We start from the raw sequence: 15,235 nt of genomic DNA, 5'->3' as shown, positions 1-15,235 counted from the left end.
TTGCAAATCAACCCGTTCGGGCTCTCCGGAATCAGTCCATCCGGATCGTCACGAAGCGCAACTCGCCGGATTTCGAGGCGAGCATCAGCAGCGCGTTCTTGCGGCCCTGCTCTTTCAGCGCCCCGATCCGGTCCATGACATCCTTTGGCGTGCCGACCGATTCCTGCGCGATCTCGGTGATCACCTCGCCGGGCTGGATGCCGCGTTCGGCGGCGGCCGAATCCTTGGCGACGTCGGTGATGACCACGCCCGACACATCGGCCGCGATGCCGAACTTCTGTCTGGTCTGCTCGTTGAGCTCGCCAACGGTCATGCCGAGCACCGAAGCCGTCGACACAGGAGCCGCCTTGTCGCCCTTGTCCTCGCCGGTACTGCCGTTCTCGCCGCTGGCCAGCTTCTCGCCGTCCTCGAGCCGGCCGAGCGTCACCTTCACTGTCTGCTCGACGCCCTTGCGCACGATGACGACGTCGACGGCCTTGCCGACCGGGCTTTCGGCGACGACGCGCGGCAGGTCGCGCATTTCGTGGATGTCCTTGCCGTCGAATTTGATGATGACGTCGCCGGCTTGAACCGTGCCGTTGTCGACCGGTCCGCCCTTGATGACGCCGGCCACCAGCGCGCCCTTGGCCGTCGCCATGCCGAGGCTTTCGGCGATGTCGTCCGTTACCGGCTGGATGCGCACGCCAAGCCAGCCGCGCCGCGTTTCGCCGAACTGGCGAAGCTGATCTACGACGCCCGCGGCGAGTTGCGAGGGAATGGAAAAGCCGATGCCGATCGAGCCGCCGGACGGCGAGATGATCGCCGTGTTGATGCCGATGACCTCGCCACTGCTGTTGAACAGCGGACCGCCGGAATTGCCGCGATTGATGGCGGCGTCGGTCTGGATGAAGTCGTCATAGGGGCCGGAATTGATGTCGCGGTTGCGCGCCGAGACGATGCCGACCGTGACCGTGCCGCCAAGACCGAACGGATTGCCGATCGCCATCACCCAGTCGCCGACGCGCATCTTGGTGGAATCGCCGAACTTCACCGCCGTTAATTTGTGGCCCTTCGGATCGACCTTCAGCAACGCGACGTCGGTCTTTGTATCAGTGCCGACAAGCGTCGCCTTCAGCGTCACGCCGTCGGAGAAATTGACCTCGATGTCGTCGGCATCGGCGATGACGTGATTGTTGGTCACCACGATGCCCTGCTCGGCATCGATGACGAAGCCGGAGCCAAGCGACTGCACCTTCTGCCCGCCGCCCTTGTCGCCGCCGCGGTTCTTGAAGAAGTCATCGAAAAAGTCCTGGAAGGGCGAGCCTTCCGGAAGCTGTGGCATCGGCACCGCACCGGGGCCTTCCGTGCCTTTGACGGTTTGCGAGGTCGAGATGTTGACCACCGCGCCGAGCAGGCGTTCGGCGAGGTCGGCGACGGAAGGCGGCGCGTCGGAGGCGATCGTGGGCGTGACGAAGGACGGGACGGCAACTATGCCGACGACGAATGCGGTGGCGCCGGCGAAAAACCTGCGCCGCGCCGCGCGCAACAGGGTGTCGGATATCATCGTGGCCTCCCGGCGTTTTGAAAAAGAAAGGCGCTTCCGCAAAGGCGCCCGTCAATTCATGTTGGCAAGAAATAAGGCACGTTTGCGGCTATAGCTATCGGCGGAAGATAAATCGTCAATCGCCTCGGCACCAAGGAATTTCATCAGCCGCGAACCAGCCAGACGATGGCGACGCCGAGGGCGATTGCAGCCAATCCGGCGATCCGCAGCACATTCTCCGGCAACGACAGCACTTCGCCGCCAGTTTCCTGGCCAGAGCCGGAAACCCGCCATAGACCAGGCCCTCGATGACGAGGACCAGGCCGATGGCCGCGAGGAAATCCTGCACCGTCCGCTACTGGGCGCTGCCGGGTTGCGTGGCCGGGGCTGCCGGCGTCGCGGGCGCGGGCTGCGATGCCGCCGGCTGTCCGGGCTCGGGCTTGCTTTCCGGATCGCGGAAGAAACGGAAGAACTCGGAGTCGGGCGACAGCACCATGGTGGTTCCGGTGCTGTCCAAGGCCGTGCCGTAAGCATTCATCGAGCGATAGAAATCGAAGAAGCTCGGGTCCCGCTTATAGGCTTCAGCAAAGGTGGCGCTGCGCTGCGCCTCGCCCTCGCCGCGCAGGATCTCCGATTCCTTCTGCGCCTCGGCGATGATCTCGACGACCTCGCGGTCGGCCCTGGCTTTGATACGCTGCGCCGCCTCGTTGCCGCGAGCTCTCAGCCGCTCGGCTTCCGCCAAGCGTTCGGCTTTCATGCGATCGTAGGTCTGCTGCGATACTTCGGCGGTCAGATCCGTCCGGCGGATGCGCACATCTTCGATGTCGAGGCCGAGCGACGTCGCGTCCGGACGCAGTTGGTCACGCACCTCGCGCATCATGACGCCGCGTTCTTCGGAAAGTGCCGCCTCGAAATCGCGCAGACCATAGACGCGGCGCAGCGCCGCATCGAGCCGCGTCTTCAGCCGGGCTTCGGCGAGTTCCACCTGCCCCGATACCGCCGCGCGGAACGTGCGCGGATCCGAAATGCGGTAGGCGATGAAGGCGTCGACCTCGTAGAACTTGCCGCCGGAGACCTGAACGCGGATATTGTCGAGGTCGAAGCGCATCACTTTTTTCTCGATCGTCTGAACGCTGTCGGCATCGAAGAAGGCGAATGGCGCCTTGAAATAGATGCCCGGCTCGGTCTTGACGTCGATGATCTCGCCGAACCTCAGCACGATTGCCTGCTCGCCCGCCTTGACGACGAACACCGACGAATAGAGCAGAAACAGAAGGACGGCCGCGATGACCGCGATGATGGGAAGACGGTTGGCCATCACTGGTTACCTCCCAGCGCAGGCGCGGGCGGCGCCTTGGGCTGCAGTGCCGGCAGCGGCAGGTAAGGAAGCACACCCTGCCCGTTGCCCTGCTCGACGACGACCTTGTTCGAGTCCTTCAGGATCCTCTCCATTGTTTCCAGGTAAAGGCGCTTGCGCGTCACGTCGGGCGCCTTGGCGTATTCGTTGTAAACGGAGATGAAGCGCTGCGCCTCACCTTCGGCTTCCTGCACGACCCGGTTCTTGTAGGCGGCGGCATCTTCGCGGATCTGGGCCGCCTCGCCGCGCGCCTGGCCGAGCTTCTGGTTGGAATATTGATTGGCCTGCTCGACGAACTTGTCCTCGTCCTGCTCGGCGCGCTGCACCTCGTCGAAAGCATCGGCGACCTCGCGCGGCGGGGCGGCGTCCTCGATGGAGATTGCGTTGACTTGCAGACCCGTCTTGTAACCGTCGAGCGTGTTTTGGATGATCTCACGCACCGATGTGGCAATACCCTGGCGATCGTCGCGGAAAATATCCTGCGCGGGGCGCCGGCCGACGACCTCGCGCATGGCGCTTTCGGCCACCTGCGTCAGCATGCCGTCGGGATCTGAGACGTCGAAAAGATAGGCCCTTGGATCGGAAACCTGGTAGGCGACCGAGAACTGCACATTGACGATGTTCTGGTCGCCGGAGAGCATCAGCCCGGAGCCGCTGCTCGCCCCGCCGCCGATGCTGACGAGCTGCTCGGAAATCTTTGCCGTTTCGACCGTTTCGATCGGCCACCAGTGGAAATGCAGGCCTGGCTGCGAGAGCTCGGCCTTCGGCTTGCCGAAGCGCAATTCGACCGCGACCTCGTCAGGCTGCACGGTATAGATGGCCTTGAAAGCCCAAAGCACGACAAGCGCGAGCGCGATCAGCCCGAGGACGGCCGGGCTGGCGCCGCCGCCTCCCGGAAGAGCGCGCCGCAGCCTGTCCTGGCCGCGGCGGATGATGTCCTCGAGATCGGGAGGCGACCCGGGCGGGCCGCTCGGGCCTTTCGGTCCCTGTCCCCAGGGCCCCTGATTGCCGCCGCCGCCCCATGGGCCGCCGCCACCGCTCTTGTCGTTCCAGGGCATGAATGTCCTTTCGCTTCGGTTCCCTCAGGCCTTGCGGCGCGATCCTAGCGCATGACCCCGAAAACCGATATCGGTTTTCCGAAAGGAATCATGCGCCAAATCAAAGTTTTACGGCGACCTTCTTGCGCGTCCGGTTGGAAGCGTGGCGCTGTAACCCTCGTTCTTCTATAGGGACGCCGTGACGCGCTTTCAACGCGATCCGCTACGCGCGCCTGCGATTTGAGCCGTCAGCGACCCTTTGTCCTCGTCAGTGACCGTCGCCGCGGCGCTCGTAAACGGTATAGCGTGTCGCGTGGCTGTCCTTTTCGCCCGCCGGAAAATCCTCGGATCGGACGATCCGCCAGATCGCGGGGTCGATCGGCGGAAAATGGGCGTCGCCATCGACCGCGGCCAGCACATGGGTGACGTGGAGACGATCGGCCAGCGGCAGGGCCTGGGCATAGATCTCGCCGCCGCCGACGACGCAGATCTCCTCGGCACCTGCCGTGCAGCGGCCGCGCACCTTGGCCAGCGTGATGGCATCGTCGAGCGAATGGGCGACTTCGGTGCCCTCGGATCGCCAGTCTCTGGCTCGCGTCACCACGATGTTCAGCCTGCCGGGCAGGGGCCGGCCGATGCCCTCATAGGTCTTGCGGCCCATGATGATCGGCTTGCCCATCGTGTCGGCCTTGAAGCGTTTCAGGTCGCTGGAAAGCCGCCACGGCAGCCCGCCTTCGCGTCCGATCACGCCGTTCTCGGCAATGGCGACGTAGATCGCGATGTCCATCAGCCGCCGTTCCCACTATTGTCCGACGGCTCAAGCAGCAAGATGCCGATATCGTGCTCCGGATAAAAATCCTTGGCCGTCATCTCGAACGTCGTCGGACCGACCTTGCGGACATTGTCGCCGCAGAAGGAGACCAGATTCTTTGGGCTGCCCTTGTCGATGGTGAGCTTGAAATTGCCGATACTACCGGACGCCCAGTTGCCGCCGGTGGTCAGGATATATGCGATGCGGCTCTCGAAATATTTGGGATAGCCGTCGGGATTTTCCTTCGCCGCCTTGCGCACAGCGTTCTCGAACCCGCCGTCCATGCAGTAGCGGGTCTTGTAAGTGTCGTACTGCCCCTGGAACTTGCCGTCGTAATAGAAGCTGACCGATGACGTGCCGCCGACGCTCGGCTTGTAGCGGTGCGAGACATGGACTTGCTTGTTGGCCGGGAAGGTGGAGCGCCACCAATAGGTCGAGCGCAATTGCCAGAACGGCGCGTAGGCAGTTTGCATGCCCGAACTGTTGTCGGCGGTGTCTTCGATGATGATGCCGCGATCTTCCCAATCCTCCGCGACATCCTTGGGCAGCTTTGCCAGCGCCGCCTTGGCGGCGTCGCCGAACGGATAGAGCGGCACGTCGTGCGCCTGGAGTTCCGCGGTGATGTCGATGCCCAGCGCGAACGCCTTTTGTTCGAGCTGCGGGTTGGCGTCGACGCCGTCGATCGTCACCTCGAAGCCGAGGAAATTGTCGCTCTGCGCTTCCGGGATCGCCGGCATCTCGTTCGGGTCGCCTTCGATGTCCGGCATCGGGAAGGCGACGATCGCGCTGACGTCCTTGTCGGTATTGTTGCGGAAAACGTAGTCGACGGTCACTTTTTCCGGCGAGATGAAGAGATCCTCGCTTTCCATGGCAACCGCATCGCTGCGCGACAGGATCAGCCCGCCGGTGCCAAGCTCGGCAACGGAATCGTTGGCGAAGGCAGGTGCAACCGAGAATGCCAGCGCTGCGGTCAGGATAGTGCGTAACATGGCTCCCCTCTCGACGGCATGACCGGGATCATGCGGATGCGCTTCCATCTAGAGCAATTCCAGGAGAAGTAGCTAGAGGCGTTCAACGTTTCTGCCAATCGGTGGAAGTTTTGCGTTCCCGCATGCCTGCCTGCCCCCGTCTGGACACCGGCCGCCCGATCGGGCAGGAGGACGCCTATGCGCAAGCTTCTCGTCATCGGCATCGGGGCCGGCAATCCCGACCACATGACCGTACAGGCCATCAACGGCCTGAACCGGGCCGACGTGCTGTTCGTTCCCGACAAAGGCGCCAGAAAGAACGACCTCGCGGAACTCCGCCGGCAGATCTGCGACCGCTTCGTCACAAACCCGAAGTCGCGCCGCGTCGAATTCGACGTCCCGGTTCGGGCCGAGCCGACGTCGTCCTATCGCGTGACCGTCGACGACTGGCACGAGGCGATCGCCGAAATCTATGAAGGGCTGATCCGCGACGAGCTTGCCGAGGACGGCTGCGGCGCGTTCCTGATTTGGGGCGACCCCTCGCTCTACGACAGCGCGCTGCGCATACTGGAGCGCGTGCGCCTGAGGGGCAATGTCGGTTTCGAGCTCGAGGTCATTCCGGGCATCACCGCGATCCAGGCGCTTGCCGCCGTCCACGCGACCGCGCTCAACCGCATCGGCGATTCGATCCTGGTCACCACCGGCCGCCGGCTGACTGAGGAAGGCCTGCCCGCGAATGCCGGAAGCACCGTTGTCATGCTGGACGGCAAGTGCGCCTTCAACACACTGGTCGATCAAGATGTTTTCATTCAGTGGGGCGCTTATCTCGGCACGGCGGACGAGATCATCCTTTCCGGCCGCCTCGGCGATGTCGGCGCCGAAATCGAGAAGGTCCGAGAGGAAGCTCGGCGCAAAAAGGGCTGGATCATGGACACCTATTTGCTCCGCAAGCCCGGGGAGCCGGAGGAATAGGCCCCTTACAGGCCCAATCAACCGGCGTCGATCTCGGCCTGCAACGCCTGCATATGGACGGCCGCCGCTGAAGCCGCCGCGCGCTCGATCGCTCTGAAACGGCTGACGACGGCGAGACCCACGGCGGTCAATTGCGCGCCGCCGCCTTTTCGGCCGCCGGTCTGCGCCGCCACCAGCGGCTTGCCGAACACCCGGTTCATGTCCTCGACCAGGTCCCAGGCATGCTTGTAGGACATCTCCATGCCGCGCGCCGCGGCCGAAATCGAGCCGAAAGCGGCGATCTGCTCCAACAATTCGATCTTGCCCGGACCAATTCGTCCGTCAGGGTCGAGATTTATCCGCAGGCTCAGCGATGGCATCCTTTGTCCTCTGCGATCATGTCGAGATTACCCTCTCCGCCGCCACATCGCTATTCCAAACCAACATAGCGATATTGCCCTTCGTCAACCATCGGCCTCCACCGGCAGCCCAGCACCTGTCGTCGCGCTGTCAAAGCTCACCGTCTTGATCACCGCGAAGACCTCGCGGCCGAGCGCGAGCCGAAGGCTCTGCTTCGACTGTTTGGTGACGCGCGCCAGCACCGTTGCTCCGTTGCAGTCGATGGCGATCTCCACCGTAGGCCCGACGCCCGGCCTGACTGCGGCGATTTTGCCCGGCAGTATGTTGAGCGCGCTAAGACCCGACGGCTGTTCGGTCGCGATCATGACATCGCGGGCGCGGATGCGGAGCCGCACCAGAGCTCCCGCCGGGCGTGAAACGCGTGGCACGCGGATCTCGCCGGCCGGCGAGCCGAGCACAGTCATGCCGAAAGCCTCGTCGTGACGCAAAACCCTGGTGTCGAGCACCGCGCCGCCCTCGCCGCGCTCCTCCGCCGGCAAGAGGTCGAGCCGCTGCATGATCGCCTCGGTCGGGCCGAAAGCCGCGATCTTGCCTTGGGACAGCACCGCCACGTCGGTCGCCAGCCGCGCCACCTCGGCGACGGAATGGCTGACATAGGCGATCGGGATCTTCGTCTCATCGCGCAGCCGCTCGATATAGGGCAGGATTTCGGCCTTTCGCGCCTCGTCGAGCGAGGCGAGAGGCTCGTCCATCAAAAGCAGTTTCGGGCTGGCAAGGAGCGCGCGGCCGATCGCCACGCGCTGCTTTTCACCACCCGACAATTTCGCCGGCCGCCGGTCGAGCAGGGGACCGATGCCAAGAAGTTCGACCACCGCATCCATACTGGCGTAGCGCTCGGCAACCGGCGTGAACCAGCGGCCATAGCGCAGATTGCCGGCGACGCTCAAATGCGGGAAGAGCCGCGCATCCTGGAACACCATGCCGATCCGTCGCTTGTGCATCGGCACGAAGATGCCGGCGGCGGTGTCGACCAGCACGCGCCCGTCCACCGCGATCCGCCCTTTCCGCGGCCGGATCAGCCCGGCGATCACATTGATCAGCGTCGACTTGCCCGAGCCCGAAGGCCCGAACAGCGCCGTCAGCCGGCCGGCGCTTTCGAAACTCGCCTCGATGGCGAAATCGCCGAGACGATGACTGACGTCCACCGAGAGCGTCATTCGATGTCCATCCGCTGGCCGATCCGGCGCGCCAGAACCTCGGAGGCCACCAGCGCCACCATCGAGATGACGATCGAAATCAGCGTCAGGCGCAGCGCTCCGGGATCGCCGCCCGGCACCTGCGTGAAGGTGTAGATCGCCGAGGGCAGCGTCTGCGTCTCGTTGGGGATGTTGGAGACGAAAGTAATGGTCGCGCCGAACTCGCCCATCGCCTTGGCGAAGGACAGGATCGCGCCGGCGATCAGGCCGGGCAGGATCAGCGGCAGCGTGATTGTGGCAAACACCCAGATCGGGTTGGCGCCGAGCGTGCCGGCGGCCGCCTCCATCTTGCGGTCGACCGCCTCGATCGACAGCCGGATCGCCCGCACCATCAGCGGAAACCCCATCACCCCGCAGGCAAGTGCTGCCCCCGTCCAGCGGAAGGAAAAAACGATGCCGAAATGCTCGGCGAGGAAGGCGCCGGCGGGCCCGCGCCGGCCGAAGGTGAGCAGCAGCAGATAACCGGTCACCACCGGCGGCAGGATCAACGGCAAATGCACCAGCCCGTTGAGCAAGGTCTTGCCCCAGAACCGCCCCCGGGCCAGGACCAGCGCGATCAGGATGCCGGGCGGCAGGCTGGCGATCATCGCCACAGTCGCCACCTTGATCGACAGCCGGACCGCATTCCATTCGTCGGGAGTGAGGTCCAGCAGCCAGTTCATTTGCGGTGTTAGGTCTTTCTCAGTTGCTCGGCGCGAGCACCGTAAAACCCTGTTCCTTGAAGAGCGCGGCGGCCTTGGCTGACTCGACGCATTTCAGGAAGGCAGCCGTATCCTTGTCCTTCGAATCCGCGGTCTGGGCAATCGGGTAGATGATCGGCGGGTGCGAATCCTCGGGGAAGGTGCCGACGACCTTGACGCCCTTTTCGGCATGGGCGTCGGTGGCGTAGACGATGCCGAGCGCGGCCTCGCCCGTCGACACCAGCTTGAGCGCGGCGCGGACATTCTCGGCCTGTGCGACCTTGCCTTCGACGGAGGACCAGACGCCCAGCCATTCCAGCGCCGCCTTGCCGTATTTGCCGGCGGGCACCGCCTTGAAATCCCCCATGGCGAGCCGACCGTCGCGGATGAGCCCGGCGAGATCGAAGCCCTTCTCGGCCTTCGCCTCGACCTTGGAATCTTGCGGCGCCACGAGCACGATCTGGTTGCCGAGCAGCTTCACCTCGGTGTCGGGCCTGGTCAGCTTCTTGTCAGACAGATACTTCATCCAGTCGAGGTCTGCCGAGACGAAGACATCGGCTGGCGCGCCGCCCTCGATCTGCTTGGCCAGCGCCGAGCTTGCCGCATAGGAAATCGTGGCCGCTTCGCCGACCTCGGGCTCGCAGGCCTTGTTGACCACATCGAGCGCGTCCTTGAGGCTGGCCGCGGCGAACACGATCACCTTGTCGTCGGCGTGGGCTGCCGGCACAGCCGCCATCAACGCTGCCGTCAGTCCGCCAATGGCCATCGCCTTCAATCCAAAACCCTTGCCCGTCATGAAACCTCGCCCTCTTCTGAAAATCCGTTCGGTTCGAGCCCTGATTCGATATATCCGGATGAACATAACAAGAAAAGGACTTTTAGGCTCCGCGCCGTTGTACGTCAGGATCCCACCAGCACACGGTGAAGTCCGTTCGATACAGCGAGGCATAGGCAGATGTAGATCAGCGCCGGCAATGTCCTAAAGGGCAAGGTCACGGAAATCGTCGAGGGATCGACCACCTCGCATGCCAGGATAGCTATCGGCGGCGGCGTCCTCGACACGGCTTCGATCCCCAACGAAGCGGTTGCCGATCTGCGACTGGGCAAGTAGGGCCTATGAAGTGATCAAGGCCTCCGACGTCATCGTCGGGACTGGCTGACGGCTTGAGCGCTGGCAGCGCTCAAAGCGGGCCTTATACCGCGATCGGCGCCTTGATATTGGCGTCCGCAAAATAGTTCTCGAGGCGGAAATCCTCGAAGCGGAAGGCAAAAAGATCCTTCACATCCGGGTTGATCCACATCGTCGGCAGCGACTTCGGCGTGCGCCGCATCTGCTCGCGCGCCTGCTCGAAATGGTTCGAGTAAAGATGCGCATCGCCGAGCGTGTGGACGAAATCGCCAGGCTTCAGGCCGGTGACCTGCGCCACCATCAGGGTCAGCAGGGCGTAGGATGCGATGTTGAACGGCACGCCCAGGAAAATGTCGGCCGAGCGCTGGTAGAGGTGGCAGGAGAGCCGGCCTTCCGAAACGTAGAACTGGAACAGGCAATGGCAGGGCGGCAGCGCCATCGCCTCCACTTGGGCCGGATTCCAGGCTGAGACGATCAGCCGGCGCGAATTGGGATTCTTGCGTACCTCCTTGAGAAGGGCGGCGATCTGGTCGATCTCGCCGCCGTGCCCATCCGGCCATGAGCGCCACTGCTTGCCGTAGACAGGGCCGAGATCGCCGTTCTCGTCGGCCCATTCGTCCCAGATGGTGACGCCGTTGTCGTTGAGATATTTGATGTTGGTGTCGCCGGCCAGGAACCACAGCAACTCGTGGATGATCGACTTCAGATGCAGCTTCTTGGTGGTGGTAACCGGGAAGCCGCGCGAAAGGTCGAAGCGCATTTGGTAGCCGAACACCGACCGCGTGCCGGTACCGGTGCGGTCGCCGCGATCGGCGCCGTTCTCCAGCACATGCTTCAACAGGTCGAGATATTGGCGCATCGGCTCGGCCTCGATTCGGATGACAAGCGATCATAGCCGACTGGCGGTGGGTCGAATACCCAAAGCCTACAGATGTCGATCCGGCGCGAAAAATCCACGGCGCCGGCACGTTGCCATGCCGGCTGCCGATCGCCTTGCCTCACAGAGAACCCAGTTTGCCCAGGTCCTTCGCCACCAGATAGTAGAAGGTCACGCGGCTCTTGGTGTTGTCGGCGGCCATCGCCTTGCACGCCTTCTCGATCGAGGCGTCGGCCTTCTTGGCGTCGGCAATCCCAAGCTTCTTGGTCACCCAGTTGTCCCGGACGCGCTCGAGCTCCTTCGGGTCCGCACAGGAGACCAGGGAGGAATCGCGGTTCCTGAGCGCGATGCCCAAGTGCTTGACGATCTTCTCGACCGCATCGGCGCTGGCGCCGGCATCGTATTTCTTCACATCCGCAAGATAGTCGGCCATGAAACTTCCCCTCGTCGGCGCCACGGATCCGATCGATGAGGCTTGTGGCGCGCCGCGCAACTTGTGCGCTAGGTCAGGATATTCCTCATCACCGGCGGAGCTTCGATTGAGTAGACGCGCAAGTCAACCCTCGGCTGTCGAGTTTGGCGCAGGGGACAAGCCTCGACTTGGCCCTTTCATTTTCCGTAACCGCTCCCTATATTCGCTTCGTCGGCTTGACCGACTATGGCGATAAACAGGCGATGAAATAAGCCGTTCGGACCCGGGGGCGGTACCCGGCGCCTCCACCAAAAACCGCTCTTCCAAAGGGAGCGGCTTTTGCTGGGGGCGAAATAGGATCGACGAAGGTGTAAAGATCGTACTTTTGCCCGGCATTGTACCACCGTCATCGGGCTAAACTTATAGTTGCCAACGACAACTATGCGGAAGCTCGTCTCGCTGCTTAATGCAGTGCGAACGCTTCAAATCAAGCCCTAGAGGTTCGCACTTCTAGGCGGGGTTCGGAGGTACCTGGCAACAGAAACCTCCACCTTCCCCCTCGCCTTCTTTCCAAGTCAATTGAACGGCCGAGCATGCTTGGCGCGCATGCTTGCGGTCCTGCCTGGGCTGAAAAAGGCCGGGCAATCCCGGCCTCTTCCGATTTTCTATCCGCGTCTTACTCGGCAGGCGCTTCGACCGCTTCGCGCGCACGGCCGAGCGTCAGCTTGGCCAGCATGAAGGAAATCACCGCGCAGAGCGTGATGCCGGCCACCATCGGCAGCGGCGTGCCGTCGAAGAAGAGGCCCGCCACGCCCATGGCCAGCGCGCCGATGGCGAAGTGCAGCGTGCCCATCAGCGCCGATGCCGTGCCGGCGATCTCGCCATGCTCTTCCATCGCCAGCACGGAGGTGGTCGGAATGACCAGGCCAAGGAAGCCGTAGCCGACAAAGAGCAGCGCCGCCATCACGTCGAGCCGGTCGACACCGGATGCCATGATCGCGAACAGCGCCACCATCACCGTGGCATAGCCGGTCACCGCGACCCACACGACCCGCCTCAAGCCGAAGCGATCCGCCAGCATCCCGGTCAGCTGCGACATGCCGATGAAGGCGACCGCGTTGATCGAGAAGAACACGCTGTAGACCGACGGCGACAGGCCGTAGTGGTCGATCAGGATGAAGGACGAACTCGACAGATAGACGAAGAAGCTCGCAATGCCGAAGCCGGCGATCGCCGTCAGGCCAAGGAAGTTGCGGTCGCTCATCAGGTAGCGGTAACCGGCAAGTGCCGTGCCGAAGGACGAGTTGGCGCGCTCCTCCGCCGAACGCGTCTCTTTCAGCGAGGTCGCGAGCAGGATGGTGGCTAAAGCGGCGGCGCCCGTCACAGTCCAGAACACGGCACGCCAGCCGAAGCTCTCGATGATCTGGCTGCCCGTGAGCGGCGCGAGGATAGGCGACACCGAGAACACCAGCATCAGCAGCGACATCAGCTTGGCGGCCTCGTTGCCGGTGTGCAGGTCGCGCACGATGGCGCGCGGCACTGCCATGCCCGCGCTGGCGCCGAGCCCCTGCAGGAAGCGGAAGGCGATCAGCCACTCGATATTGGGCGCCATAGCCGAGCCGACGCCGCCAACCATGAACAGCGCGAGTCCGACATAAAGCGGCAGCTTGCGCCCGACCATGTCTGAGATCGGTCCGACGACGATCTGGCCGAAGCCCATCGACAGGAAGAAGATCAAGAGGCTCATCTGCACGGCGGCGGTGCCAGCTTTCAAATCCTCACCGATCGAAGGCAGCGCTGGAAGGTACATATCGATGGCGAAGGGGCCGATTGCGGACAACAAGCCGAGCACGACCGCGATGCGGAGGAATTTGGGACTCATGATAAGGGCTTCTTTCGGATCTGGTTGTCGCCGTGGTCCGGCGTCTACCCGAGGACGTTCCATCCCGTGGAACCCCGACATCCGGGATGTGAAATCATCGTCGCTTCAAAGCGCGATTCTGTCGTTCCCGGGAGCGGACTTCGCTTTATTGTGTCTACAAATTTAGACAGGCTTGTCCAATTCGTCAATCATCGCTATATAGTTTTTTATGAAGGTCGGCGTTTCTCCTGACACTTTCCCGCCACGCAGCCATGAGGCCAAGCGCATATCGGTGGTTGATGCTGCCGCTTCGGTCTTCTGCCGCGAAGGCTATGCCGGCGCCAATATCGACCTGATCGCGGCCGAGGCCGGCGTTTCGCGCCAGACCGTCTACAATCACCATGGCGATAAGGAAAAGCTGTTCATGGCCATTGTGCGCGACCTGACGGAGCGCTGCAATGCCGGCATCTTCGCCACCATTGCCACCTTTCCCGACCAGCCCGCCGATCTCGAAGCCGATCTTGTCGCCTTCGCGGTGCGCATGAACCGCAACTGTATCTGCAACCGCGACGGACGCTTCCTGCGCAAGCTGATCCAGGCCGAGGGCGAGCGCTATCCCGAGCTTTTTGCCGAGTGGCGCGAACAGGGACCGGGCCGCACCTGGTCGGCGCTTGCCGCCCGCTTCGCGCGGCTGGCCTATGCGGGGCACCTCTCGATCGACGATCCGGACGTGGCGGCGCGGCAGTTCCTCGCACTCGTCAACGCCGAGTTGCAGACAACCTTCATGCTCGGCGGCATACCGACGGAGGAAGAGGCGTTCCGCTCAGCGACCAATGGCGTGCACACCTTCCTGGCCGCCTTCGGCAGGAAGAAAGCGACAGCCGCCCGGCAGGCCGCCCTCGCCCACGCCTGAGCGATCAAATCGCCGCCAGCCCTCTTGGCCTTAGCTTTCGGCGCCTATATGCGGTTTACGCCGCGCCCAAGCTTGATTACAGCTATGCGGACGATTCAATGGAACCCGACCGTCACATGGCCGACGACCACATCCGCTACGACATTCTGGCCCAGGAGGCATTGCGCGGCGTCATGCGCAAGGTCCTGGCCGAAGTCGCGCGCACGGGCCTTCCGGGCAACCATCATTTCTTCATCACCTTCCTGACCGGCGCGCCGGGCGTGCGCATCTCCTCGCGGCTGCGCGAGCGTTATCCGGAGCAGATGACCATCGTCATCCAGTTCCAGTACTGGGACCTGAAGGTGACCGACACCGGTTTCGAGGTGGGACTCTCCTTTTCCGACGTGCCCGAAAAGCTCGAAATCCCCTTCTCCGCCGTGCGCGGTTTCTATGACCCATCAGTGAATTTCGAACTCGAATTCGACGTCAAGGCGGACAACGCCGCGGAAGACGACGACGCCGCGCCGGCCCCGGAGCTGCCGATCGCGGTCGTGACCGAAAAGAAACCGGAATCGAAGAAAAGGGCCACCGAGGCCGAGAAGAAGCCGGCTGCCGCCGATACCGGCGGCAAGGGTGCCGAAGTGGTTTCGCTCGACGCCTTTCGCAAGAAGTGAGCCGGGGAAATGGGCGAGGTCGTCAATCTCCGCCAGGCCCGCAAGCAGAAAGCGCGCATCGAGAAGGAACGCCTGGCCGGGGGAAACCGGGCATTGCACGGCCGTTCCAAAGCCGAGCGCGAGCGTGACCGGCTGACGTCCGACATGACGGAAAAATCCATGGACGGCCATCGCCGCGAAAAGCCCGGCGATCCGGACCGGCGCTGAGCGCCCGGATGGCCGCTGTCGAAAAACGCTCGGTGACGATCCGCGGCCACCGCACCAGTTTTTCCCTGGAGCAGCCCTTCTACGACGACTTGGTGACGATCGCGACGCAACGTTCGCTGTCGCTCGCGGCCCTCGTTGCCGAGATCGACGAAACGCGGACCCGTGACGCCAACCTCTCCTCCGCGCTCAGACTCTACGTGCTCGCCTGGGCAAAGCGCGGCGGCAAGGCATCTTGACCGGC

At 63.4% G+C, this 15,235-nt stretch carries 17 protein-coding genes, 1 other RNA gene and 2 pseudogenes; 7 read left to right on the top strand and 13 right to left on the bottom strand.

Annotated features, from left to right (window positions below; genetic code table 11):
- Nucleotides 1-31: 31 nt before the first annotated feature.
- From A9K66_RS10340 to A9K66_RS10315, 6 genes and pseudogenes are all read right to left on the bottom strand, one after another.
- Nucleotides 32-1,543 (bottom strand): DegQ family serine endoprotease, encoded by a 1,512-nt coding sequence (locus A9K66_RS10340; protein ID WP_067323217.1) that lies wholly within the window; start codon nucleotides 1,541-1,543, stop codon nucleotides 32-34.
- 143 nt (nucleotides 1,544-1,686) lie between these two features.
- Nucleotides 1,687-1,871 (bottom strand): annotated as a pseudogene (locus tag A9K66_RS10335) (DUF2065 family protein).
- A 6-nt stretch (nucleotides 1,872-1,877) separates the two neighbouring features.
- A complete protein-coding gene (locus tag A9K66_RS10330) occupies nucleotides 1,878-2,840 on the bottom strand; it encodes a protease modulator HflC (protein ID WP_067323214.1) in 963 nt (320 codons plus the stop codon).
- A complete protein-coding gene (gene hflK / locus A9K66_RS10325) occupies nucleotides 2,840-3,937 on the bottom strand; it encodes an FtsH protease activity modulator HflK (protein ID WP_066990906.1) in 1,098 nt (365 codons plus the stop codon). The genes A9K66_RS10330 and hflK overlap by 1 nt, the downstream gene beginning before the upstream one ends.
- A gap of 247 nt (nucleotides 3,938-4,184) precedes the next feature.
- Nucleotides 4,185-4,703 (bottom strand): dihydrofolate reductase, encoded by a 519-nt coding sequence (locus tag A9K66_RS10320; RefSeq protein ID WP_067323212.1) that lies wholly within the window; start codon nucleotides 4,701-4,703, stop codon nucleotides 4,185-4,187.
- Entirely contained in the window at nucleotides 4,703-5,716 is a 1,014-nt protein-coding gene (locus A9K66_RS10315; protein ID WP_067323348.1) for a DUF4424 domain-containing protein, read from the bottom strand. The genes A9K66_RS10320 and A9K66_RS10315 overlap by 1 nt, the downstream gene beginning before the upstream one ends.
- A gap of 177 nt (nucleotides 5,717-5,893) precedes the next feature.
- Between A9K66_RS10315 and cobF the strand changes: the two genes are divergently transcribed.
- Nucleotides 5,894-6,667 (top strand): precorrin-6A synthase (deacetylating), encoded by a 774-nt coding sequence (gene cobF, locus A9K66_RS10310; protein ID WP_067323209.1) that lies wholly within the window; start codon nucleotides 5,894-5,896, stop codon nucleotides 6,665-6,667.
- 17 nt (nucleotides 6,668-6,684) lie between these two features.
- Here cobF and A9K66_RS10305 read toward each other — a convergent pair whose 3' ends face one another.
- The 4 genes from A9K66_RS10305 to modA form a co-directional block, all read right to left on the bottom strand.
- On the bottom strand, nucleotides 6,685-7,026 hold the full coding sequence (locus A9K66_RS10305; protein ID WP_066990897.1) for a winged helix-turn-helix domain-containing protein: 342 nt from the start codon (nucleotides 7,024-7,026) through the stop codon (nucleotides 6,685-6,687).
- Between the two features lie 84 nt (nucleotides 7,027-7,110).
- Nucleotides 7,111-8,223: a molybdenum ABC transporter ATP-binding protein gene (gene modC / locus A9K66_RS10300; RefSeq protein WP_067323206.1), complete on the bottom strand. Its 1,113-nt coding sequence runs from the start codon at nucleotides 8,221-8,223 to the stop codon at nucleotides 7,111-7,113.
- Nucleotides 8,220-8,924, bottom strand: a complete 705-nt coding sequence (gene modB, locus A9K66_RS10295; protein ID WP_067323203.1) for a molybdate ABC transporter permease subunit — start codon at nucleotides 8,922-8,924, stop codon at nucleotides 8,220-8,222. Before modB ends, modC begins: the two co-directional genes overlap by 4 nt.
- A gap of 19 nt (nucleotides 8,925-8,943) precedes the next feature.
- The gene (gene modA / locus A9K66_RS10290; RefSeq protein WP_067323200.1) at nucleotides 8,944-9,738 is read right to left on the bottom strand and encodes a molybdate ABC transporter substrate-binding protein; all 795 of its coding nucleotides are present in this window, start codon (nucleotides 9,736-9,738) and stop codon (nucleotides 8,944-8,946) included.
- 165 nt (nucleotides 9,739-9,903) lie between these two features.
- On the opposite strand from modA, the pseudogene A9K66_RS29375 reads away from it, so the two are divergent.
- Nucleotides 9,904-10,102: pseudogene (locus A9K66_RS29375) on the top strand (TOBE domain-containing protein).
- Nucleotides 10,103-10,135: 33 nt separating this feature from the next.
- Here the strand turns inward: A9K66_RS29375 and A9K66_RS10285 are convergent.
- A complete protein-coding gene (locus tag A9K66_RS10285; protein WP_067323197.1) occupies nucleotides 10,136-10,930 on the bottom strand; it encodes a thymidylate synthase in 795 nt (264 codons plus the stop codon).
- Between the two features lie 139 nt (nucleotides 10,931-11,069).
- Nucleotides 11,070-11,381, bottom strand: a complete 312-nt coding sequence (locus A9K66_RS10280) for a DUF2853 family protein (RefSeq protein ID WP_066990883.1) — start codon at nucleotides 11,379-11,381, stop codon at nucleotides 11,070-11,072.
- A gap of 170 nt (nucleotides 11,382-11,551) precedes the next feature.
- On the opposite strand from A9K66_RS10280, the gene ssrA reads away from it, so the two are divergent.
- Nucleotides 11,552-11,912: a transfer-messenger RNA gene (ssrA, locus tag A9K66_RS10275) on the top strand.
- 124 nt (nucleotides 11,913-12,036) lie between these two features.
- On the opposite strand, the gene A9K66_RS10270 is transcribed toward ssrA, so the two are convergent.
- Nucleotides 12,037-13,242: a multidrug effflux MFS transporter gene (locus tag A9K66_RS10270; protein ID WP_067323194.1), complete on the bottom strand. Its 1,206-nt coding sequence runs from the start codon at nucleotides 13,240-13,242 to the stop codon at nucleotides 12,037-12,039.
- Nucleotides 13,243-13,450: 208 nt separating this feature from the next.
- On the opposite strand from A9K66_RS10270, the gene A9K66_RS10265 reads away from it, so the two are divergent.
- The 4 genes from A9K66_RS10265 (at nucleotide 13,451) to A9K66_RS10250 (ending at nucleotide 15,230) form a co-directional block, all read left to right on the top strand.
- Nucleotides 13,451-14,134, top strand: coding sequence for a TetR/AcrR family transcriptional regulator (locus A9K66_RS10265; RefSeq protein WP_067323191.1), 684 nt, complete (start codon nucleotides 13,451-13,453; stop codon nucleotides 14,132-14,134).
- A gap of 116 nt (nucleotides 14,135-14,250) precedes the next feature.
- A complete protein-coding gene (locus tag A9K66_RS10260; protein ID WP_067323188.1) occupies nucleotides 14,251-14,787 on the top strand; it encodes an SspB family protein in 537 nt (178 codons plus the stop codon).
- Between the two features lie 9 nt (nucleotides 14,788-14,796).
- The gene (locus A9K66_RS10255; RefSeq protein ID WP_067323185.1) at nucleotides 14,797-14,994 is read left to right on the top strand and encodes a DUF4169 family protein; all 198 of its coding nucleotides are present in this window, start codon (nucleotides 14,797-14,799) and stop codon (nucleotides 14,992-14,994) included.
- A gap of 8 nt (nucleotides 14,995-15,002) precedes the next feature.
- On the top strand, nucleotides 15,003-15,230 hold the full coding sequence (locus tag A9K66_RS10250) for a ribbon-helix-helix domain-containing protein (RefSeq protein ID WP_066990868.1): 228 nt from the start codon (nucleotides 15,003-15,005) through the stop codon (nucleotides 15,228-15,230).
- Nucleotides 15,231-15,235 lie beyond the last annotated feature (5 nt).

Origin of the sequence: Mesorhizobium sp. AA23 (assembly GCF_001672435.1) — a bacterium.
GTDB lineage: Bacteria > Pseudomonadota > Alphaproteobacteria > Rhizobiales > Rhizobiaceae > Mesorhizobium.
This window is presented reverse-complemented; position numbering and strand designations above follow the sequence as displayed.